The 20,331-nt window shown below is 69.1% G+C and carries 22 protein-coding genes; 9 read left to right on the top strand and 13 right to left on the bottom strand.

All coding sequences use genetic code 11. The features are described from left to right. Positions 1 to 120 precede the first annotated feature (120 nt). The 7 genes from Aple_RS40165 to Aple_RS40140 form a co-directional block, all read right to left on the bottom strand. A complete protein-coding gene (locus tag Aple_RS40165; protein ID WP_155350015.1) occupies positions 121 to 447 on the bottom strand; it encodes an alpha/beta fold hydrolase in 327 nt (108 codons plus the stop codon). 420 nt (positions 448 to 867) lie between these two features. Further along, complete coding sequence (locus Aple_RS40160) at positions 868 to 1,410, bottom strand: hypothetical protein (protein WP_155350014.1); 543 nt, start codon at positions 1,408 to 1,410, stop codon at positions 868 to 870. A 78-nt stretch (positions 1,411 to 1,488) separates the two neighbouring features. Beyond that, a complete protein-coding gene (locus tag Aple_RS40155) occupies positions 1,489 to 2,304 on the bottom strand; it encodes a carbohydrate ABC transporter permease (RefSeq protein WP_155350013.1) in 816 nt (271 codons plus the stop codon). After that, on the bottom strand, positions 2,301 to 2,846 hold the full coding sequence (locus Aple_RS40150) for a carbohydrate ABC transporter permease (RefSeq protein ID WP_246265089.1): 546 nt from the start codon (positions 2,844 to 2,846) through the stop codon (positions 2,301 to 2,303). Before Aple_RS40150 ends, Aple_RS40155 begins: the two co-directional genes overlap by 4 nt. Beyond that, complete coding sequence (locus Aple_RS55080) at positions 2,728 to 3,186, bottom strand: carbohydrate ABC transporter permease (protein ID WP_246265081.1); 459 nt, start codon at positions 3,184 to 3,186, stop codon at positions 2,728 to 2,730. The genes Aple_RS40150 and Aple_RS55080 overlap by 119 nt, the downstream gene beginning before the upstream one ends. Further along, positions 3,183 to 4,535 carry an ABC transporter substrate-binding protein gene (locus Aple_RS40145; protein WP_155350012.1) on the bottom strand — a complete coding sequence of 451 codons (1,353 nt, stop codon included), beginning with the start codon at positions 4,533 to 4,535 and terminating at the stop codon, positions 3,183 to 3,185. Before Aple_RS40145 ends, Aple_RS55080 begins: the two co-directional genes overlap by 4 nt. A gap of 21 nt (positions 4,536 to 4,556) precedes the next feature. After that, positions 4,557 to 5,567 (bottom strand): LacI family DNA-binding transcriptional regulator, encoded by a 1,011-nt coding sequence (locus Aple_RS40140; protein ID WP_155350011.1) that lies wholly within the window; start codon positions 5,565 to 5,567, stop codon positions 4,557 to 4,559. A 182-nt stretch (positions 5,568 to 5,749) separates the two neighbouring features. Between Aple_RS40140 and Aple_RS40135 the strand changes: the two genes are divergently transcribed. From Aple_RS40135 to Aple_RS55825, 3 genes are all read left to right on the top strand, one after another. Next, positions 5,750 to 6,760 carry an ADP-ribosylglycohydrolase family protein gene (locus Aple_RS40135; RefSeq protein ID WP_155350010.1) on the top strand — a complete coding sequence of 337 codons (1,011 nt, stop codon included), beginning with the start codon at positions 5,750 to 5,752 and terminating at the stop codon, positions 6,758 to 6,760. Further along, positions 6,750 to 7,805: an ADP-ribosylglycohydrolase family protein gene (locus Aple_RS40130; protein WP_170321909.1), complete on the top strand. Its 1,056-nt coding sequence runs from the start codon at positions 6,750 to 6,752 to the stop codon at positions 7,803 to 7,805. The genes Aple_RS40135 and Aple_RS40130 overlap by 11 nt, the downstream gene beginning before the upstream one ends. Before the next feature lie 68 nt (positions 7,806 to 7,873). Then, positions 7,874 to 7,996 (top strand): SigE family RNA polymerase sigma factor, encoded by a 123-nt coding sequence (locus Aple_RS55825; RefSeq protein ID WP_281361662.1) that lies wholly within the window; start codon positions 7,874 to 7,876, stop codon positions 7,994 to 7,996. A 72-nt stretch (positions 7,997 to 8,068) separates the two neighbouring features. Here the strand turns inward: Aple_RS55825 and Aple_RS40120 are convergent, their stop codons facing one another. Further along, positions 8,069 to 11,098 carry an ATP-binding protein gene (locus tag Aple_RS40120; protein WP_155350008.1) on the bottom strand — a complete coding sequence of 1,010 codons (3,030 nt, stop codon included), beginning with the start codon at positions 11,096 to 11,098 and terminating at the stop codon, positions 8,069 to 8,071. 83 nt (positions 11,099 to 11,181) lie between these two features. Between Aple_RS40120 and Aple_RS40115 the strand changes: the two genes are divergently transcribed. Further along, the gene (locus Aple_RS40115) at positions 11,182 to 12,051 is read left to right on the top strand and encodes an alpha/beta fold hydrolase (protein ID WP_155350007.1); all 870 of its coding nucleotides are present in this window, start codon (positions 11,182 to 11,184) and stop codon (positions 12,049 to 12,051) included. A gap of 223 nt (positions 12,052 to 12,274) precedes the next feature. Here the strand turns inward: Aple_RS40115 and Aple_RS40110 are convergent, their stop codons facing one another. Beyond that, positions 12,275 to 12,598 carry a rhodanese-like domain-containing protein gene (locus Aple_RS40110; protein WP_155350006.1) on the bottom strand — a complete coding sequence of 108 codons (324 nt, stop codon included), beginning with the start codon at positions 12,596 to 12,598 and terminating at the stop codon, positions 12,275 to 12,277. A 60-nt stretch (positions 12,599 to 12,658) separates the two neighbouring features. Continuing rightward, positions 12,659 to 13,063 carry a MarR family winged helix-turn-helix transcriptional regulator gene (locus Aple_RS40105; RefSeq protein WP_218038745.1) on the bottom strand — a complete coding sequence of 135 codons (405 nt, stop codon included), beginning with the start codon at positions 13,061 to 13,063 and terminating at the stop codon, positions 12,659 to 12,661. A gap of 118 nt (positions 13,064 to 13,181) precedes the next feature. Here Aple_RS40105 and Aple_RS40100 point away from each other — a divergent pair, with 118 nt between their 5' ends. Further along, positions 13,182 to 13,556: a cupin domain-containing protein gene (locus Aple_RS40100; protein ID WP_155350004.1), complete on the top strand. Its 375-nt coding sequence runs from the start codon at positions 13,182 to 13,184 to the stop codon at positions 13,554 to 13,556. A 14-nt stretch (positions 13,557 to 13,570) separates the two neighbouring features. Here the strand turns inward: Aple_RS40100 and Aple_RS40095 are convergent, their stop codons facing one another. Continuing rightward, the gene (locus Aple_RS40095) at positions 13,571 to 14,449 is read right to left on the bottom strand and encodes an Fpg/Nei family DNA glycosylase (RefSeq protein WP_155350003.1); all 879 of its coding nucleotides are present in this window, start codon (positions 14,447 to 14,449) and stop codon (positions 13,571 to 13,573) included. Between the two features lie 67 nt (positions 14,450 to 14,516). Here Aple_RS40095 and Aple_RS40090 point away from each other — a divergent pair, with 67 nt between their 5' ends. Continuing rightward, on the top strand, positions 14,517 to 15,119 hold the full coding sequence (locus Aple_RS40090; RefSeq protein ID WP_155350002.1) for a TenA family protein: 603 nt from the start codon (positions 14,517 to 14,519) through the stop codon (positions 15,117 to 15,119). Here Aple_RS40090 and Aple_RS40085 read toward each other — a convergent pair whose 3' ends face one another. Beyond that, positions 15,120 to 15,653 (bottom strand): DM13 domain-containing protein, encoded by a 534-nt coding sequence (locus Aple_RS40085; RefSeq protein ID WP_246265080.1) that lies wholly within the window; start codon positions 15,651 to 15,653, stop codon positions 15,120 to 15,122. It abuts the gene before it with no gap. Between the two features lie 103 nt (positions 15,654 to 15,756). On the opposite strand from Aple_RS40085, the gene Aple_RS40080 reads away from it, so the two are divergent. Continuing rightward, positions 15,757 to 16,407 carry a GOLPH3/VPS74 family protein gene (locus Aple_RS40080; RefSeq protein ID WP_155350001.1) on the top strand — a complete coding sequence of 217 codons (651 nt, stop codon included), beginning with the start codon at positions 15,757 to 15,759 and terminating at the stop codon, positions 16,405 to 16,407. A gap of 6 nt (positions 16,408 to 16,413) precedes the next feature. Here the strand turns inward: Aple_RS40080 and Aple_RS40075 are convergent, their stop codons facing one another. Then, on the bottom strand, positions 16,414 to 17,508 hold the full coding sequence (locus tag Aple_RS40075; protein WP_155350000.1) for an LCP family protein: 1,095 nt from the start codon (positions 17,506 to 17,508) through the stop codon (positions 16,414 to 16,416). A gap of 349 nt (positions 17,509 to 17,857) precedes the next feature. Between Aple_RS40075 and Aple_RS40070 the strand changes: the two genes are divergently transcribed. Both Aple_RS40070 and Aple_RS40065 read left to right on the top strand, forming a co-directional pair. Then, on the top strand, positions 17,858 to 19,273 hold the full coding sequence (locus Aple_RS40070) for a hemolysin family protein (RefSeq protein ID WP_155349999.1): 1,416 nt from the start codon (positions 17,858 to 17,860) through the stop codon (positions 19,271 to 19,273). A 192-nt stretch (positions 19,274 to 19,465) separates the two neighbouring features. Beyond that, positions 19,466 to 20,331: CNNM domain-containing protein (locus Aple_RS40065; protein ID WP_155349998.1), on the top strand; the 866-nt coding region annotated here is incomplete at its 3' end.

The raw sequence follows: 20,331 nt of genomic DNA, 5'->3' as shown, positions 1-20,331 counted from the left end.
GACGAGCAGTTTCATCACTCTCGATCCGTAGGTGCTGACCGCCATGGGTTCACCTGCACCAACGTAAAGATCAACAGCTAATCGTTGTTTTTACGCTGGAAACTACGTGCGCCTCCCAGCTCACCGGTGGTCCACTCCGGCGCTGTCCAGGGTCTGGCGTAGTGCGTCGATCAGTGCGTCTGGCGCGTCGACGAGGAGGTCGTGGGCGGCGTCGGGCACGACCCGTAGTTCGCCCCCGAACGCCGCGGCGGTCGCCGCCGCCGATTCTGCGGGCACCAGCGGGTCGAACTCGCCGACCATCACTAACCCCGAGTGCGGGTACGAGCGGAGTTCCTCGGTGAGGTCCAGGCGCTGGAACTGTGGGGTGAAATGCTCGTTGACCTCGGCGTGGTACGCCTGTCCGGCACGGACCGCGGCCAGGTCGGGCCGAGGGGCGCGCCGGCTCATGAGTGGTCCGCCCTCTCACGTCCCGCAGAGGCCGCACCACCGCCAGCGTCAACTCGCCCCGTCGATGTTCACTGTGGCTGAAACGGCTTCAACCGAGACATGATCTCTTCACCCAAGATCGTCTCTCTTCAAGTCGATCTAGAGACCATCTCGTATCGGTGCACGTGGGGGTGCAGGTACGGTGATGCCTCGTCCGGCCACGCATCAGCCCGAGGGAACCGATCGTCTATTGCTTAGGAATACGGTCCGGCGTCGCGCGCCGTGGCAGATCGACCGGGAACGACGAAGCCCGGCAAAAACGATCATCTCGATGACGTCAGGGGCCCGTCGCCTGGAGAGGAAGCGGCGGCGCTGGAGCTGGCCGATGCCGCCCGGGCTTCGCTGGGCGCTGACGGTTGCGGGAGACTGCGTCAGTACGCCCTAGGGCTTCTTGTCGGGCAGGGCTGCGTACCACGTGCCGTTATGTTCCGGTCCGGGTAGCCATGCCGGAGGATCGGACAAGCCGAGCGCCTCCTCAGCCCAGGCCAGTATGTACGCGTCCGTGGCCGCATGTGGCCGGGGTGCCCGGACGATCCCGCCCAGCAGGATCCAGTCGTGGTCGGGGAAGAGAGCGTACTGGTGGATGAGCAGGTCACTGGTGGTGTGCCAGACGTCCTCTTCGATTTGCTTCCAGGGCAACAGCCGCGTCCGCAGGAGGCTGGTGGCCCAGGCTCTCGCATGGTTCGAGCTCAGCGTGCGAGGAGCACGGCCGAGGAGGGTGCCCGCGATCATGGTCTCTCGGCCACACCACACGACCTGGCGACCTGTGCCCGGCGGAACGGTTTGCCTGCTGACAGGCGGGAAACCGGAGATCTGCGTTTCGGCATGCCGGATGTCAGCCACGGGAGTCAAGCCCTGCGCGCCGGCTGCTGAGGTGATGGAGACTTGGGTGTCGGCGGTGCGGGGATCATCACCTGAGATCACGTCCCCAGGATAACGACGGCTGTTCTCGAGGTTCAGGAACCGGCGGACAGCCGTTATCGATCAAAGGCCTGGGCGTGCTCAGCCTGACATCCCGGAGGAGGTGTAACCCTCGACGAAGCGGCGTTGCAGGGCGAGGAACAGCGCGAGCGGCGGCAGAACCATGATCAGACCGGCTGCGCTGACGAGTGCCCAGTCGGGAGAGAAGCCCTGCTGGAAGGAGTAGAGCGACAGCGAGACCGGCAGGCTCTCGCTGTCCTGGATAAACGTCACGGCCAGCAGGAACTCGTTGTACGCCTGCAGCCCCGCGATCAGACCCGCCGTGAGCACCCCCGGCCAGATCAAGGGGAAGACGATACGGATGAACAGCCGCAGCTCTCCCGCGCCGTCGAGACGCGCTGCGGCTTCGTACTCCCTGGGGACGGCGAGCAGGAAAGAGCGGATCAGCAACGTGGCGAACGGACTGTAGATGGCCCAGTAGATGACGATCAGACCGAACCTGCTGTCGTACAGCCCGAGTTTCGTCCACAGGGACAGCAGCGGCACGAGGAACAGCTGGATGGGCAGGGAACTGGCGACCAGCAGGTAGAGGATGAACAGCCCGGGTTTGGGCAGGTCGAGCCGGCCGAGCGCGTAGGCCGCGCAGCCCGAGATGACGCAGACCCCCGCCGCGGTCGATACCGCGATGATCGCGCTGTTGACCAGCCCCGCGCCCATGTTCGCGTCGGCCCAGGCCGTCGCGAAGTTCTCCCAGCGGAACTCGCCGGGCAGGCCGAGGGGATTCTCGCTGATCTCGCTCGGAGTCTTCAGCGAGGCCAGGACGAAGACCAGCATCGGGCCGAGCGCGTAGACGGCCAGGACGGTCAGGGTCAGGTAGGCGAACGGACGCCGGGTCATATCTCCCACCTCAGGCGGCGGCGCAGGTAGAGGTAGCCGCCGACGGTGGCCGCGCTGATCAGGGCCAGGATGACACCGATCGCCGAGGCGTAGCCGGCCTGCTGTTCGCTGAACGCGGCGCGGTACATCACGGTGCTGAGCACGTCGGTCGCGCCGGCGGGACCTCCTTGGGTCAGGATGTAGATGTAGTCGAAGACCAGGAACGACCAGATGACGGTCATCAGCGAGAGGAACATGAAGGTCGGGCGGATCGACGGCAGGGTGATATGCCAGAACTCCCGCCAGCTGCCCGCGCCGTCCATCTGGGCGGCCTCGTAGAGTGACGGCTCGATCGACTGCATGGCCGCCAGGAAGATCACGACCAGGAAGCCCCACCACTGCCAGTTGTTGATGAAGGCCACCGCGCCGAGGGCGAGCCGGCCGTCACCGAGGAAGTTCACGTCCTCGAGCCACGGGATGCCGAGGCCGGCGAGGGCGGGCGCGAGACCGCTGGTCGGGCTGAGGATCTGCCGCCAGATGGCGGCCGATACGACGGTCGCGATCACGTACGGGATGAAGTAGAGCAGCCGGAACAGCATCTGGCCGCGCCGGATCCTGCGACAGCAGGAACGCGCCCAGCAGCCCCATCGACATCGGCACGACCAGGAAGAAGGCCGTCCAGAGCAGGTTGTGCAGCAGGGCCCCGCGGAAGTCGGGGCTGCCGAACAGCGCCAGGTAGTTGGCGAGCCCGACGAAGTGCGCCTCGTCGAGGCCGTCCCAGTCGGTGAAGGAGTAGTAGACCGACATCAGGCCGGGCCCGGCGACGACGAGCAGGTTCACGAGCAGCAGAGGGGCGATGAACAGCCAGGCTGTCAGCCGAGCGCGGGCACGGGGCGCGCTCACGACTCGGGGGCGAACGGCTTGGGCACCGCGCCCGCCGCGAGCTCGGCGGCGAAGGTCTTCTGCAGTCCGGCGCAGAAGTCGGCCGGTGCCATCGCACCCGTGACGACCTTGTCGAACTCGGTGTAGAGATAGGTGTCCGTCTTCGGCGGGACGAAGCTCCAGCTCGCGTAGCCCAGGTTCGTGGTTTCGGGGATGGCCTTGTACAGCCGCGCGACCCGCTCGTCCATGCCGGCCGGGTAGGCGTCGGCGGAGACCTTGAGCGGCGGGGGGTTGGTGCCGGTCGTGGCGAGGAAACCGAGCATGCGCTTGGGATCGGCGATGACGTAGTCGATGAACTCGGCCGCCCCCGCCTGGTTCTCCGAACGCGCGTTGATCGACAGCGTGGTGCCGATCGCCAGCGGGAAGACCCCCGGGAGCACGCCGTCACCGAGCGAGGGCAGTGGCGCCCAGTCCCATTTCTTGCCGCCGGTGAAGAACGTGTCGGCCGAGTCGAAGCTCCACGTCCCCGTCATGTACATGGCGACCTTGCCGCTGGCCAGACCGGTGAACATGTCGGTGTCGGTGTTGGTGAAGTAGCGGTCGGCGCCGCCGCCCCACCAGCCCTTGTCGATCTGTGCCTTGAACATGGTGATGGCGTCGACGAAGACCTTGTCGTCCCACGGTCGTGCGCCGGTGAGCGCTTCGTGGATGGCCTTCGGGCCCACGGCGGCGTTGAGCACGCAGGTCAGGTACCACTCGCTCTGCGCCTTGTAGCCGCTGTTGCCCGCACCGACGGGGATCAGGCCCGCGCTCTTGGCGGCGGCGCACACGGTCTCGAATTCGGCCAGCGTGGTCGGCACCTTCCAGCCGTGCGTGGCGAAGGTGTCGGGGTTGTAGTAGAGCACCAGCGAGCCGTAGCCGACGGGCACGGAGTGGAGCTTGCCGTCGATCTTGCTGACTTCGTAGGCCCACGGCAGCAGCTTGTCCTGCCAGCCGTACTTCGTGGCGTATTCGTCGAGCGCCACGGTCTTGGAGCTCTTGGCGAAGGACAGGGCGGCCGAGGGGCCGTCGGCGTAGACGACGTCAGGGCCTTTGCCCGCCGCCACCGCGGTGTTGGTCAGGTTGCCCAGCGTCATGAGTTGCTTGACGTCCATCTTGACGCGGACGCCCTTCGCGCTCTTGTTGAAGGCGTCGACGAGGTTCTGGCGGAAGTACTTCTCGCTGTCGGGCGTGGCGAAGGCGGCCCAGTAGGTGACGTTCTTGGCGCTGGAGGACGGGGACGAGCCGCCGCACGCGGCGAGCGCCCAACCGGCGGCCACCGTGGTGCCGCTCAGCTTGAGGAAGTCACGGCGGGCGAGATTGACGGGCATGGGGGATCTCCTTACGAACGGCTAGGACGAGTCGCGGACGATGAGCCGGTGAGCGAGGACGATCTCGCGTGCCGTGTCGTCGTACTCGCCGGCCAGCCGGTCGAGAAGAAGACGCGCGCAGGTCCTGCCGATCTCGCGGGCCGGGTTGAGCACTGTGGTCAGGGCCGGGGTGATGAGGGAGGCGGCCTCGATGTCGTCATAGCCGGTGATGGCCACGTCGCCGGGGACGGACAGGCCGAGTTGCCTGGTCACGTCGAGCGCTCCGACGGCGATCAGGTCGTTGCCGCAGACCAGGGCGTCGGGGCGGGGCGAGCGGGAGAGCAGGGCTCTGGCCCCTTCCGCGCCGCCCGCCCGGGTGAACGTGCCCGAGTGGATCAGGTCGGGCAGGATCGGCCGGTCGGCCTCGCGTAGCGCCCGTTCGTAGCCCTCGAGCCTGATCTGGCTCGGGTGCGCGTGGGGCTCGCCGTTGAGGAACGCGATGCGCTGGTATCCGCGGTCGATGAGGTGGCTGACCACGTCGTGCACGCCGCTGGCGTCGTCGGCCCTGACGATGTCGCCGAACTCGGCGCGGAACCGGCCGCCCAGCCGTACGAGCTTGGTGCCGGACTTTCTGATCTTGTCGATGTCGTTGTCGGTGGCTCCGTACGTGGCCAGCACGATGCCGTCGACCCTGCGGGCCAGCACGTGCCGTACGACCTCGGGCAGGGCCCGGCTGGGCAGCGCCGCGTCGGTGACGGACAGCAGGTAGCCGCTCGACATCAGCACGTCCTGCAGCCCCGCGGCGACCAGCGGGTAGAACGGGTTGGTCAGATCGGGGACGATCAGCGCGATCGACTCGCTGCGGGCCGTGCGCAGGCTGCGGGCCGACGGGTTCGGCCGGTAGCCGAGCTCCTCGATGACCGCCTCCACCTTGGCCTTGGTACGGGCGCTTACCGGTTTGCGGCCGCTCAGCACGTGCGACACGGTCGTCACGCTGACTCCGGCAGCCGCGGCGACGGCGGCAATGTTGGGGCGCCCGCCTGCTTCCTTCATCTCGCTCCCAGAATCCAAATCGATTTGTGTCGTAGCATGGGGTTCACTACATTCTCCGGTCAAGAGGACGGTGTAACGATCCTGTTTCCAGAGGTTGTCGCAGGCAGGATCATTTTTAGGAGAAGGCGTGCGCTGCTAGCGTGTACGGCATTATGCAAAACGATGCGACTTCTGGAGCGTGAGTGACCACTCTGGACCGGTGCCGAGGCGCGCTCCTCGGCCTCGCGGTCGGCGATGCCCTCGGCGCGCCCACCGAAGGCATGACACCCGCTGAGATCCGAGCGCGCCACGGCAGGGTCACTGACTTCCTCACCGAGGACGCGGCCGGCACCGACGACACCGAGTACGCGGTCGTCTGCGCCCGGGGCCTGCTCGCCCACGGCAAGGGCATCACCCCCGATGACGTGGCCGGCGTCTGGCTGGACACGGTCGCGGCGCAGCAGGGCGGCTTCCACGGCGCCGGCTTCAGCGAGATGGTCGCCCTCGCCAATCTGCGTTCGGGGCTGCGGCCGCCGCAGAGCGGGAGCGACAGCTACGAGATGTGGAGCGACGGCGCCGCGATGCGGGTCGCCCCCGTCGGCATCCTCTGCATGGGCGACCCCGACGAGGCCGCCAGGATCGCGGCCATCGACGCGTCGGTCAGCCACGCCCGCGACGGCGTCTTCTGCGCCCAGGCGGTCGCCGCGGGCGTCGCCGCCGCGATGACCGCTCACCACCACCGCGACGTGATCAACGCGGGCGTGCGCGCGCTGCCGCCGGACTCGTGGTCGGCACGGCTGGTGGGCCGGGCACTCGACGTGACCGCAGCGGCGGGCTCACCAGACGCGGCGGAGGAAGCGCTGTACGCGGAGATCCCGCTGTTCCACTACCCCTGGGCCGATGCCGCCCCCGAGGCGGTCGCGCTGGCTTTCGGCCTGTTCGCCGCCCATCAGGGGGATTTCACCCGGGTGGTGCTGGCGGGAGTCAACATCGGCCGCGACTCCGACACCATCGCCGCCATCGCCGGCGCCATGGCGGGCGCCCTGCACGGCGCGCAGGCCATCCCCGAACGGTGGCGGGCTCAAGTGACACACGTGAGCGGACGATGCATCACCGCCACCGCTGGCACGGACCTCGTCGAACTGGCCGATCGGCTGCATGCCGCCGGCCAATCGGGTCCGGCGCTCAGAGAGGCGGCCGTCGATGCGCACTGACTTCGCCGGCACCCGGGACGCGCGGGAGGAACGTGCGGTCGGCGCCCTGCTCGGGCTGGCCGCGGGCGACGCCGCGGGACTCCCCGCGCAGTTCCACCGCAGGGCCAGATCGGCGTGGACGAGATCCGCCGGCTGGCGGCTCTCGGCCGCGCTGGACGAACAGCGGGTCTCGCGCCCGTTGCTCCCGTTCACGCTCAGCATCGGTGACGACATCCCGCTGTCTCCCACGGACGACGCCGAGACCGCGGCCGTGGCCGCGCTGGTGCTTCTCGAGGAGCCGCGACACGATTCGGCCGCGCTCTTCGCCGGATGGCGCACGCGCATGTCGGACGACGTCTGGACCGGGATGGCCGAACGCTCCGCGATCATCAACAGCGCCAGAGGTCTCACGCCGCCCGCCACCGGCAACGACAATCCCGTTCACTACTCTGACAGCGCCGTACCCGCCGCAGTGTCGATCGGCCTCTACTACGCCGGTGACCCGGCCAATGCCGCCGAGGTCGCGTGCCGCTACGCCGAGATCACCCACGCCGAGGACGGGGTCTGGGCCGCTCAGGCCATGGCTGTGGCCATCGCGTCGCTGGTCGGTGGCGCCCACCTCAGCGACGCGCTGCGAGCGGCGGCCGGCGCGATCCCTGAGGGGAGCTGGACCGCCCGCAACCTCGCCAAGGCGGCCCACGTCCGCGAGTTGGCACGTTCGGCCTTCGACGCCGTCCCCGGCCTGGTCGAGCAGCTCAGCCCGGCCGTGTACAGCCATGGAGGAGTGGCCGCCGAAACCCTGCCCGCGGCCTTCGTCCTGGCCGAACTGGCCGACGGCGACCTCGCCACGGCCCTCGGCTCGGCCGCGCTGGTCGCACGGCAGTCCGACAGCATGCCCGCCATGGTGGGCGCACTGTGCGGCGCGGCGTCCGGAGCTGCCGCCGTGCCCGACACGTGGCGCCGGCATGTCGACAAGATCGCGGGCGTCCTGATCCCCGACCTGAAGGGGCTCAGCCTCACCGCTCTCGCGGGTCGCCTGCTGGACGCGCCTGACATCGTCCGCTGACGCCCACGGCCGTACAGCTGGAGCCCCGCGTCGTGCAACGGACGCGGCCCTCTCATGCTCTAAGAGACATGCGGGACGAGGAACAGTTCGAGAAGTTCGTGGCCGGACGCGCCGATGCGCTGCTGCGCTTCGGGTACGTCCTGTCCGGTGACCCGCACGACGCCGCCGACCTCGTCCAGGAGGCGCGCTGACCTACCGCAAGGGCGACCGCATGGTGATCGTCGACCTCACGGCGATCGACTGACCAAACGCATGCTTGACGATCAGGTCGTGAGGGCGTCCAGGTAGTGGCGGACTGGGCCGAAGCTGAGTAGGCCCGTTGCGCCGCCGGCCAGTTCCGCCGCAGCGGGGAGGAGCTCTCGCCTGATCCGGCCCATCGCGGCGTGGTCTCGGACGCCGATCGCGACCTCGGCTTCGAGTGCCAGGCGGGCCTCGTAGAGCAGGTCGCGCGGCGAAGCCGGCAGTGCGTGCAGCGCGGTGGCGGCCTCCTCGGAGCTGCCTGAGGCCAGGAGCCGGAGCGCGTGCGCCCATTCGCGGCAGGTGCCCCAGTCGGCGTTCCAGTCCACCCGGTCCCGGTTGATGGAGAGCAGCGCGAGAGGCAGCAGGCCCTGCGCCATCCCGTGCATGCCGGTGGCGTTCAGGCGGGATGACGCGGAGCGGTAGGAGGCCTCGGCTTCGGCCGTACGGCCTTCGACCGCGAGGCGCAGCGCCGCGTACCACTGGGTGAAGACGCCGACCAGGGGGATTTCGTGCCATTCGGCGAAGGCGTCGGCCGCGGCGGCGTGCCGGTCGGCGGTCTCGAAGTCGGCCAGGGCGGAGTGGGCCTGCAGCAGGATCAGGTGTCCGGTGACCTCGAACCTGGGCAGGTCATGGTGGATGGCCAGCTCCAGCAGTTCCGTCCCTATGCCGATCCGTTCGGGGGCCAGCCCGGTGCGGTGGAAGGACTGCATGTAGCGGCCGTCGAGCGCGAAGGCGAGCAGCACCGGGTCCCCGGTGCGGCGGGCGAGCGCCTCGGCCTCCGCCGCCGCGTCGTTTGCTCTCGTGCTGCCGTGACCTCGGGATTCGAGGGCGATGGTGCTCTGCAGTCGGCTCCGCTCGGCGATCCTTTCCGGCGGAAGGGCGGCGAGGGTGTGCTCGGCCGCGGCCACGATCCGGCGGGAGAGGGGTTCGTCGTCGTTGGTCGTCCAGACGGCGGGGATGTCGAAGGCGCCGAGCACCTGCGCGGACAGATCCTGGTCATCCAGTTCGCCTATCGCGGTGAGGGCCTGGGCGCGGTAGGTCCTGGCGTCGTCCAGGTTCCCGGTGAGCGCCAGCGCACGTACCAGGCCCATCACGAGCGCCAGCCGTGCCCGTATGTTCTGATTCTCCCCCAGGTCGTAGGCGTTCAGCGCGTCCCGCCACAGCCGCGCCGCCAGGTGCGGCGCGAAACGCCGCTCGGCGCGCTCGGCCGCTGCCCGCGCATAACGGGCGGCACGCGCCGCGGTGGCGCGACTGCTCGCGCGCACGTAGTGGTGCGCGATGGCCTCGATGTCGTACGGCCTGAGCCGCTCGACGATCTCCGCTGTCCGAGCGTGATACTGGGCCCGGCGGCTCCGGGTCAGGTCGTCGTAGAGCGTGTCGCGAACCAGGGTGTGGGCGAAGGCCACCTTTTCGTCCCCTGGTTCCACCACGAATCCGGCCCGCGTCGCGTCCTCGACCGCGTGCAGCACGGTCTCCTCGTCGCCGGTCAACTCGGTCAGGACGGCCAGATCCACCTCCTGGCCGATCACCGCGGCCTGCCGCAGCACGTCGCGGCTCCGGTCGGGAAGGCCGGCCAGCCGGTGGCGTACGACGTCGCGGATCCCCTCGGGCACGGCCGACAGCCCGGTCACGCCCTCGGCGTCGTAGAGCCTGGCCAGTTCGCGGACGTAGAAGGGATTTCCGCCACTCCGGCCATAGATGATCTTGAGAGTGGTCGGGTCGGGTTTCCGGTGGGAGACGGCGGCGACGAGATCGGCCACTGCCTCCTCGGGCAGTCCGCCGAGATAGACCCGCGCGGGTTCGGCCCGGGCGATCCTGGCGAGTGCCGCGGCCAGCGCGGGAGTGAGGTCGGTCGAGCGGTAGGTCCCAACGATCAGGACGCGTCCCCGCGGTGGCTCGGCGGCGAGCGAGACCAGCAGGTCCAGGGTCTCCTCGCCGGCCCACTGCAGGTCGTCCAGGATCAGCAACAACGGTGCCCGCGCGGCGGCCTGCGCCACGGCCGCCGCCACATGCTGGCGCGCGGCGAACCTGTCGGCGGGGAACTCCGCGACGGCCCCGAGCGCGGCGAGGATCCGGCTCCACGGCCAGACACCGCCGTCTTCGGGGCTGGCTCCCCAGGCACTGGTCCAGCCCTCCGCCCGGAGCCGGCGGTCCAGTTCCCCGGCGAGGGCGGTCTTGCCCGCTCCCACGTCGCCCGAGATCAACGCCAGAGTGGTGGCAGGCTGCTGGAGGGCGGCCAGCTCTTCCGTACGACCGAAAAAAGGGCGTCGCGGAAGGCGCGTCTCCCGTGCGGGCAAGGTGAGATGCGGGGCTTGCGCCAAGATGTCGGCCTCCAGCCGGCGCAGTTCGGAGCCCGGATCCACGCCCAGCTCCTCGCGCAGGCTCGCCCTGGCCCGGCGGAGCACGCCGAGGGCGTCGCCTTGGCGGCCGGAGCGGTACAGCGCCAGAGCCAGCAGCCGCCAGGCGTCCTCACGGTGCGGATGCCCGCTGACCTGAGTTTCCAGGTCAGCGACCACGTCGGCGGCCAGGCCGAGCGCCAGCGCCGCCTCAGCCCGCCGCTCCCTCGCGAGAAGTTTCAGCTCGCCGAGCCGGGTGATCTCGCCGCGCGCCCAGTCCCGGTCGGCGAACTCCGCGTAGGCAGGGCCCCGCCAGAGCGCCAGTGCCCCGTCGAGGAGGGCCAGCGCCTGCTCGGGACCCAGCGCACGGGAGTCGGCGACCGCCTTCTCGAAGCGCCAGGCGTCCACGCGTTCGGCCCGCAGCGCGTAGCCCGGCGGGGCGGTGACCAGGAGCTTGGCCGGCGCGCGGCGCGGGCGGTCGGGCTCCAGGGCCCGGCGAAGCGCGGACACGAAGGTCTGCACGGTCCCGAGCGCGCCCTCGGGCGGGTCCTCCCACAGGTCACCGATCAGCCAGTCCACCGGGACCACCCGGCCCCTGGCGATCAGCAGCCGGGCCAGGACCTCCCGGTGCCGGGGCCCCTTGAGGTCGACGGGCTCCCCCTGCCCGTCGAGGGCCCGCAGCGGCCCGAGCACCCCGAACTCGATCACTTTGCCCATTCTATTCACGCTCAGTCGCCGCTGATCAGGCGTTCAGTCGCCGCGCCGATGCTGTTCCTGTCAAACGGAATGAGGAGGACATCATGATCTTCGACAGTCAGCGGATCACCGTGGCCGACGGGGTGGCGCTCAACGTCGCCGTGGGCGGCTCGGGCAGCCCGATCGTGCTGCTGCACGGCTTCCCGCAGACCCACCTGATGTGGCGGCACGTCGCGGCCGACCTGGCCGCCGACCACACCGTCATCTGCCCGGACCTGCGCGGGTACGGCGACAGCGACAAACCCGCCGATCCCGACGGCACCGCCTATTCCAAGCGAACCATGGCCGCCGACATCGTCGCGCTCGCCGCCGCCCTCGGATACGACCGATTCGCCCTGGCCGGGCACGACCGGGGCGCCCTGGTCGCCATCCGCGCCGGACTCGACCACCCCGGCGCCGTCACGCACCTGGCCTCCCTCGACGTGCTGCCCACGCTGGACATGTGGGACGTCATGCGCGGAACCTCGGCCGCCGTCGGCTTCCACCTGTTCCTGATGGCGCAGCCGCCCGGCCTGCCCGAGCAGATGATCAGCGCGAGCGCCGACGCCTTCTTCGGCCACTTCCTGGACGTGTGGACCCGCGACCCCGGCGCCATCCCGAGCGAGGTCCGCGCCGCCTACCTGAAAGCGTCCCGCGAGGCGGTCCCCTCGATCGTCGCCGACTACCGGGCCTCGGCCGGCATCGACGTCGAGCACGACCGGGCCGACCGCGAGGCTGGCTCCATCCTGCGGATGCCCGTCACCGTCCTGCAGCAGGACTGGGGCGCGATGCTCGGGTTCGACGCCGCCGCGCTCTGGCGAGTCTGGGCTCCCGAACTCGAGCACCACACCGTGACCGCCGGGCACTTCATGGCCGAGGAGGCGCCCGCCGAGGTCGTCAAGGCCCTCCGGAGCCTCCTGAGCCGCTCTAAATGACCGCGAGGGCCTTGGCGAGGCCTGGGTCGCGGCCGGCGGCCAGGTCGAGCGCGGTCATCGGGGCGTAGTGGTCGACCGGGACGCCGAGCGGACCAGTCGGTGTCGCGGTCGCCCGTCAGGGCGGACAGCTGGAGGTCGGCCCTGTCCGCGTCGCGCGCATCAGGTCCTGGGTGTAGGCGGCGAAGGTGGTGTCGTTCCTGCCGTCATTGTTCAGGCAGCGCTGCTAGGCCACGTAAGGTGGGTGGCCGGTTTCGCTGATCATGGGTTTGCCTGCGGCGGCCCAGGATTGCATGCCGCCCTCGATGTTGACGGCTTCCCAGCCGACGTGGTTGAGCCAGACGGTGGCCTGGGCCGAGCGGCCGCCGACGCGGCAGATCACGTAGACCGGCTGGCCTTGGGGGACCTCGCCGACGCGGTTCTGCAGCTCCATCAGCGGGATGTGCTGGGCGTCGGGGACATGACCGGCCCGCCACTCGTCGAGTTCGCGCACGTCGAGCAGGTGCGCGTTCTCGGGGACGGCCTGCGCGGCGATCTCGTGGAGCGTCATGCGCCCATCCTAGGGCCGTGTCAACACGAAACCCGCCGACATTTTACGTGAATCCGCTGGTCACCAGACTGGGCGGAGGGCGGCTCTGCCGCCGGAGGCGTCCACGTAGGCGCGCATGTCGGCGTGGATCTGGTCGAGGCGGTCGGGGCCGATCACGGCGGCCCAGCGGTCTTCGGCCTGGCCCCAGAGTTCGTCGGCGTGGCGGACGTAGGCGAGGCCCTTGGCAGTGAGGGCGAGGACGCGGGCGCGGCCGTCGGTGGGGTGGGGACGGCGTTCGAGGTAGTCCCAGGTCTCCAGCTCGGCGGCGATCTTGGAAGCGGCCTGCTTGGTGACGCCCAGGTGGTCGGCGAGGGCGACGGCGGTGATGTCGTCGCGGGCGAGCAGGAGGCGGAAGGTGTAGCCGTGGGCGGGGCGCAGGGGTTCGCGGCCCTCGGCAGCCAGGCGGTCGTGGATCTCGTCGTTCATGGCGCGATAGATCATCGCCAGTAGGAGCGGGATCTCACCACGGCGTCTTGACGAACTGGTCAACGCAGTTTACCTTTTCCAATGTAGTCAATCAGATTGACCATTATAGGAGGACGACATGACCACAGCCAGCCGGGCCGGCGCGCCGGTGTTCGAGCAGCCGGGGACCACGATCCACTCGCTCGCGGTGCCGTCGCGGGGGTCGAAGGAACTCGCGGTCTGGTCGCTGGAGTTCGCGCCGGGGGCGCGCTCGCCGGAGCATTCGATCGATCGGGAAGAGGTGTTCGTGGTTCAGGCCGGGCGGCTGGTGGCCACCATCGACGGCGTGGCGCACGAAGCCGAAGCGGGCGACGCTCTGATCATTCCGGTGAACACCCTGTTCTGGCTGGCCAACGGTTCCGACGCGGAGGCCGTGCGGGCGACTGTGTGCACGTCCGCAGGGATTCAGGGCACGCTCGGGGACACGGTGATCTCACCACCGTGGGCGGAATAGGGCCAACCGCGGCGTCATTTGAGGAGTTTGGACAAGCGGCGGTCGGCCAGGGGCTTGCCGCCGGTCTGGCAGGTCGGGCAGTACTGCAAGGATGAGTCCGCGAACGACACCTCCCTGATCGTGTCCCCGCAGACCTCGCATTTCTCGCCGGTACGGCCATGCACCCGCAGCCCCGACTTCTTCTCCGCCTTGAGGTCCTTGGCGGCCAGGCCATGCGCCCGCTCGACGGCGTCTCTGAGGGTGGTCACGATAGCCTCGTGCAGGTCGGCCACCTGGGCGTCGGTGAGGGTCGCCGAGATCTTGAACGGGGACATCTTGGCGACGTGCAACACCTCGTCCGAGTAGGCGTTGCCGATGCCCGCGATCACCTTCTGGTCCCGCAGCAGGCCCTTGATCTGGGTACGGACCGCGCGCAGGATCTGCCCCAGCGCCTCCGGCGTGAAGTCCGCCGACAGCGGATCAGGCCCCAAGCTGGCAACTCCGGGCACCTCATCCGGATTTTTCACGACATAGACGGCTAGGCGTTTCTGGGTTCCGGCCTCGGTGAGGTCGAAACCGGGGGCCATGCCGGAATCGTCGGGCGCGAGGCGTACCCGGACGGCGAGGGGGCCTTTGCCGGGGCGTACCGGTTTGGCGGTTGAGAGGTCGTCGCGCCAGCGGAGCCAGCCCGCGCGGGCCAGGTGGGTGACGAAGTGCAGGCCGTCGCAGTCCAGGTCGAGGAACTTGCCGTGCCGGGACACCGAGGTCACGGTCAGGCCGCCGAGCGCGCTCGCCGGGGGATTGAACGTTTTCAGGGCGTGGAAGGCGACGACCTCGACGGCCGCGATCGTACGGCCGACGGCGCGCTCGCGGAGAAACTCGGCAAGTGACTCCACCTCGGGTAGTTCCGGCATAGGACCACAGTACCGATCCTTTATCCACAGGCTGGGGATAACTTGGCCGGGTGGCAGGATAAGGATCATGGGAATTAGTGGTGAACTGCATCGGATCGGGCTTCCGCTACTGGAGGCGCAGCTGATCCATCCCACCGTGGCCGGGATCGGGCGTGGCGATCTGCCGGATGAAGTGTTCCGGAGGTGGCTGGAGCAGGACTATCTGTTCCTGCTCGACTACGTACGGGTGTTCTCGCGGCTGGCCTGGCAGGCGCCCGACGAGCATCTCGGCGATCTTGTGGATCTGGCGCATTCCACCTTTCACGATGAGTTGCGCTTGCATCGGTCGTTGTCCGCTGAGTTCGGGGCCGATCTGGCGGGGGCGGAGAAAAGGGCCGCGTGCACGGCGTACACCGCGTTTCTGCTTGATGCGGCGGCGGACTACGCGAGCGGGCTCGCGGCGCTGTATCCGTGCATGTGGGGGTATTCGATGTTGGGACGCCGCCTGGCGGCGAACCCGCCGGACGAGCCGAGGTATCGGGCGTGGGTGGAGACCTACGCCGATCCGGGGTTCGCGGCGCTGGCCGAGCGGATCGCGGTCATGATCGACGAGGCGGCGCCGGACCCCGGGCGGGCGGCCGATCTCTTCACCCGGGGCATGGCGCACGAGCTGGCCTTCTGGGACGTCTGATCAGGCCGTCAGGCCGGCCGCGCCGAAGGAGACGGCGAAGCGGCGGCACCAGATCGTGACGCTGGTCAGCGAGTCCAGGTCGGCGGAGGCCGGGATGGCGTAGTTGGCGTTGCCCTGGTTGCCCTTCAGCTCGCCTAGTTCCAGCCATTCGCCGTCGTCGAAGATCCGCCATTCGCCCTCTTTGACCGGCTGGTCGCTGAGCCAGACGCGGAGGTCGGGGCCGTCGGAGGTGTTCAGGTTCTCGATCCGGAGCACGCGCTTGCCGTCGGGGAGCTGGATCACCTTCGCGGTTCCTGATGTTTCGTGCTCATGGGTGATAAAGCTGCCCATGGACAGGACGCGCGGGGAAGCCGTCGGAGTCATCGTGTCGCTCGTCATCGGCGCCTCTGTCATGGTTTCTCCGATGGACACCGGTGGCGGTTCGTTCACCACCACCGTGGTGAACAGCCGCCAGGGCTGGAACAGGTACAGCGCGACTGCGATGCCGGCGGCGGCCACGATCCACGTGACCGGATGGCGGAGCACGATCTTCACGATGGTCCCCTCTCCGTTGCTCGTCCTGCCAGAAGAGCACGTGAAAGGCCTGATAGAAGCCGGGTTCCGCCTTACGACACTCTTACGGCGTAGGGTCGGCACCATGAGCGCTATCGCCGAAGACGTTCTGTTATTGGCCTACCGCGAGGACAAGGGCACGCCGCTGATCAGCGGGGGTGAGCTCGATCTCGCGCTCACCGGCGCGCTGCTGGCCGAACTGGCGATCGCCGACCGGATCGCGGTACAGGACAAGATGCTTGTTGTGGTGAATCCTGCTCCGGTGGGCGATGCGGAGCTGGACGCCGTGCTCACCCGGATCGTCACCGAGGACCAGAAGAAACCCCGCAAGCCTGCCTGGTTCGTGAGCAAGCTCAGCTCCGACAAGCTGCGCAAACGGCTGCTGGCTGGGCTGGCGGACCGCGGCATCCTGTCCGAGCAGCAGCGCAAGCTGCTCGGGATCTTTCCCACCAAGAGCTACCCCGAACTCGACGGCAGCCTCGAACGCGACCTCCGCCAGCGCGTGCAGAGCGTGCTCGCCGGGGCCGATCCGGACGAGCGGACCGGCGTGCTGATCGCGCTCATGCACGCCTGCCGGCTGGCCCGCAAAGCCTTCCCCGAGGCCGACAAGGAACGGATCAAGGAAATCGCCGAGGGCGCCTGGGCCGCGGACGCGGTCCGCGCCACCATCGAGGCCGTCAACGCCGCCGTGATGGCCGCGGTGATCGCCGGCGCGGTGGCCGGGGGAGCGGGCTGACCCCCGCTACTTCGTGATCACTTCCTTCGGGACCGGCTTGTCGTTCTCGAGCGCCTCGAAGAGCTTGTTGGCCTTGGAGTTGTCCCACTTGACGACGGCCTGGCCGTTGATGGTGGGCAGCGAGCCGATCGGGACCGCGGTGGTCACCGGGTTGCCCTTCATGGCCAGACCCAGCGAAAGCAGGTCAAAGACTCCCGTACCCGGAGAGACCGCGACGGACTCGGCGGCGCTGAGGGCCAGCGGGACGGAGGAGAACGGGTTGATGAGGGTGCCGGGGCTGGCCGCCTTCTTCACCACGGCGGAGAAGAACTGGCGCTGCCGCTCGGTCCGGTCGAAGTCCGGGATCGCGCCGGTCTTGCGGGTGCGGACATAGCCGAGGGCGGTGCCGCCGTCCATGACCTGGCAGCCCTTCTTCAGGTCGATTCCGGCCTTCTCATCCTCGATGTTCTCCTTGACGCAGATCTCCACGCCGCCGATCGCGTCGACGATTCCGACGAAGCCCCCGAAACCGATCTCCATGTAGTGGTCGACGCGGATGCCGGTGACCTCTTCGACGGTTCTGGTGAGGAGTTTGGGGCCGCCGAAGGCGTACGCGGCGTTGAGCTTGTCGCTGCCGTGGCCGTTGACCGGGAGGTAGCTGTCGCGCGGCAGGCTGACCAGGGTGGGGCGGCCGTCGCCGGCGGGGACGTGCAGGAGCATCATCGTGTCGGTGCGCTTGCCGACCGCCTTGCCGGTGGCGAGCTTCTTGCGCTCGGCGGCCGAGAGCCCGGCGCGGCTGTCGGAGCCGACCAGGAGCCAGTCCGCGCCCGGGGTTTCGGCCGGGCGGCCGTCGTAGTCGGTGAAGGCCTCGACGCTGTTCATCTTTGAGCTGATCCAGAAATATCCGGCTACTCCGGCGATGAGTAGAAGCACCAGGAAGATGGCCAGGCCAATCAGGATCTTCCGGCCGATCCGCCGGGGTTTGCGCGGGGCTTTGGGCTGGCCCGCATCGTACGAGGGACTGGCGAAGGGCTTGACCGGGCTGCTACCCGAGCGCTCCTTGCCGTACACCTTGGAACGGCCGCGCGGGGTGGTCGGCGCCGATCTGACCTCGTTGTCCATTACGGGCAGCGGAGGAGGCGGCGGTGGCGGTGGCGGAAACGCGGGCTGGCCTCCCGCGCGCCGCCTGATCGCGCGAGTCGGGTCGTCATCCTGTGTCACGGTCCAGAACCCCCACTTTGCCAACTGCCGCCACTACCTTGACGGTACGTCGCCGCACATCGCGACCGCAGACCTGTGCCCAAGGTTTTCTTATGGAAAAGTACACATCCGGGAAGCATGAAACACCATCGGCCGCTGAGCCGTTACGGTGGAAGACCCTAGTTGGAAGGACCGACGTGTCCGATTCGGACCCTTGCAGTACCTGCCCGTGCCTCGGCACGGGCCATAACGCAGCCATGGGACCAGCTCGATGAGCATCACCCTCGGCCTGCTAGCTGTTCTCCTGCTCACGCTGGCGACGGGATTCTTCGTCGCCCAGGAATTCGCGTTCGTCGCCGCGGACCGCACGATCCTCCGCGAACGCGCCGAATCCGACCCCGCCGCTGCCCGCGCCCTCGCGGTCACCGGCCGGCTCTCGTTCATGCTCTCCGGCGCCCAGCTGGGCATCACCGTGACCACGCTGCTCGTCGGCTTCCTGGCCCAGCCCGCGATCGCCGACGTGCTCCGCGCCCCGCTCACCGACCTGGGGCTCCCGTCCGGCGTCGTGCCCGGCGTGAGCGTCGCGGCCGGCGTGGCCATCGCGACCATCGTCCAGATGATCCTGGGCGAGCTCGCCCCCAAGAACCTCGGCATCGCCCGCCCCGAGCAGGTGGCCATCAGCCTGGGCCGCCCCACGCTGATCTACCTCAAGGTGGCCGGCCCGGTGATCCGCCTCTTCGACTCCGCGGCCACCCGGCTGGTACGGCTGGCCGGCATCGAACCCGTCGAGGAGCTGGAACACGGCGCCACGCCGGAGGAGCTCTCCCGCATCGTGGCCGAATCCAGCGCCGCCGGCGAGCTGCCGCCGCGCCTGGCCGAACTGCTGGAGCGCGCGCTCGAATTCGGGGACCGTACCGCCTGGGACGTCATGGTGCCCCGCCCGCGCGTGGTCTCCCTCCGCGCCGAACGGCCGGTCTCCGACCTGATCGACGCGGTACGCGAACACGGCCACTCCCGCTACCCCGTGCTCGGCGACGGCGGCGACGACGTCGTCGGCATCACCGACCTGATGGAGTACGTCGCCTCCCCCGCGGCCGCCCGCATCGCGGACATCACCCGCGCGCCCCTGCTCGTCCCCGACACGCTTCCGGTCACCGAACTGCTCAAGCGCATGGACGGCGACACCGTCGCCTGCGTCATCGACGAGTACGGCGGCCTGGCCGGCATCGTCACCATGGAAGACCTGGCCGAGGAACTGGTCGGCGAACTCGTCGACGAGAACGACCCCGAGCCACTGGGCGTGAAGGTCAACGCCGACGGCTCCTGGGACGTGCCCGGCACCCTCCGCATCGACGAGGTCGAACGCGCCACCAGCGTCGAGCTGCCCGAAGGCGACAGCTACGAGACCATCGGCGGCCTGGTCCTGTCCGGCCTCGGCCGAATGGCCGAACCAGGCGACACCGTCACCGTCGCCACCACCCCCGAACCCGACCTGGAAGACGAATCCCCACCCGCTCAGGCCCTCCTCACCGTCCTCAAGGTCCACCGCCGCGTCCCCGAATGGGTACGGCTCTCGCTGAGCGTCCCCGCCCCCACCGAATCCCCCGAAAACCCTCCAAGCACAGGTTCCGGCATGGACTACGCCCCCGAACTCTTCTCCGCCCTGTTCCAGGGGAGACCCGCATGAACAGGCATCCAGCCTCGGCCCGTGGGATACCCACATGAGGCGGCACCTGACCGGCCGTAGTCCGCAGGATGCCCACATGGGGCCGCGCCTGTCTGGCCGTGGTCTGCGGTGCGCTTGGGTGGACAGCGGCCGCGGCCTGGATGGCTCCCGCTATATCGGTTCTTCCCCGGCTATTGCTCAGGGGAGGCGGTCATGGACAGCCTGACGGCGATTCTGCTTGGGCTGGTTTTGCTGGTGCTGAACGGGTTCTTCGTCGCGGCGGAGTTCGCGGTGATCTCGGCGAAGCGGCATCGGCTGGAGGAGGCGGCGGGCGGGCGGATGGCCCGGATGGCGGCCCGGGCGGCCGTGCGTGGCAGCCGGCAGCTGTCGTTGATGCTGGCGGGCGCTCAGCTGGGTATCACGCTCTGCTCGCTGGGGCTCGGCATGGTCACCGAACCGGCCATCCACCACCTGCTCGAACCGCTCCTCGGTGCGCTGCCCGAAGGCTTGCAGACGGCGCTGTCCTACATCGTCGCCCTGGCGATCGTGACCTTCCTGCACCTGGTGGTAGGCGAGATGGCCCCCAAGTCCTTCGCCCTGACCCACCCCGAACGATCCGCCCTGGCCCTGGCGATCCCGTTCCGCGGCTTCGTCTGGCTTGTCCGCCCCATCCTGGCCGCCCTCAACGGCCTAACCAACGGCCTGCTCCGCCTCTGTGGCGTACGCCCCCGCGACGAACTCGCCACCACCAGAACGCCGCACCAACTCGCCGTCCTGGTCGCCGAATCCGGTCGTATGGGCATGCTCGACCGCAACGAACACGATCTCCTCACCCGGGCCCTACGCGTCCAGAACCAGCCCGTGGAACGCCTGATGATCCCCCTCTCCCAGACCACCACCATCCCCGCCGACGCCCCCGCCCACGTGATCCACCAGACCGCCACCACCACCGGCCAACTCCGCATGCTGGTCATGGACGACAACTCCATCCTGGGCGTCCTCCACATCCGCGACACCCTGATCCACCCCAATCAGCCTCCTTCGGCCCTAGCCACCCCCACCCCCCGAATCCCCCACAC

Source organism: Acrocarpospora pleiomorpha, assembly GCF_009687885.1.
Taxonomy (GTDB): domain Bacteria; phylum Actinomycetota; class Actinomycetes; order Streptosporangiales; family Streptosporangiaceae; genus Acrocarpospora; species Acrocarpospora pleiomorpha.
The sequence above is the reverse complement of the archived record's forward strand: the minus strand, read 5'-3'. Positions and strand labels throughout refer to the sequence as shown.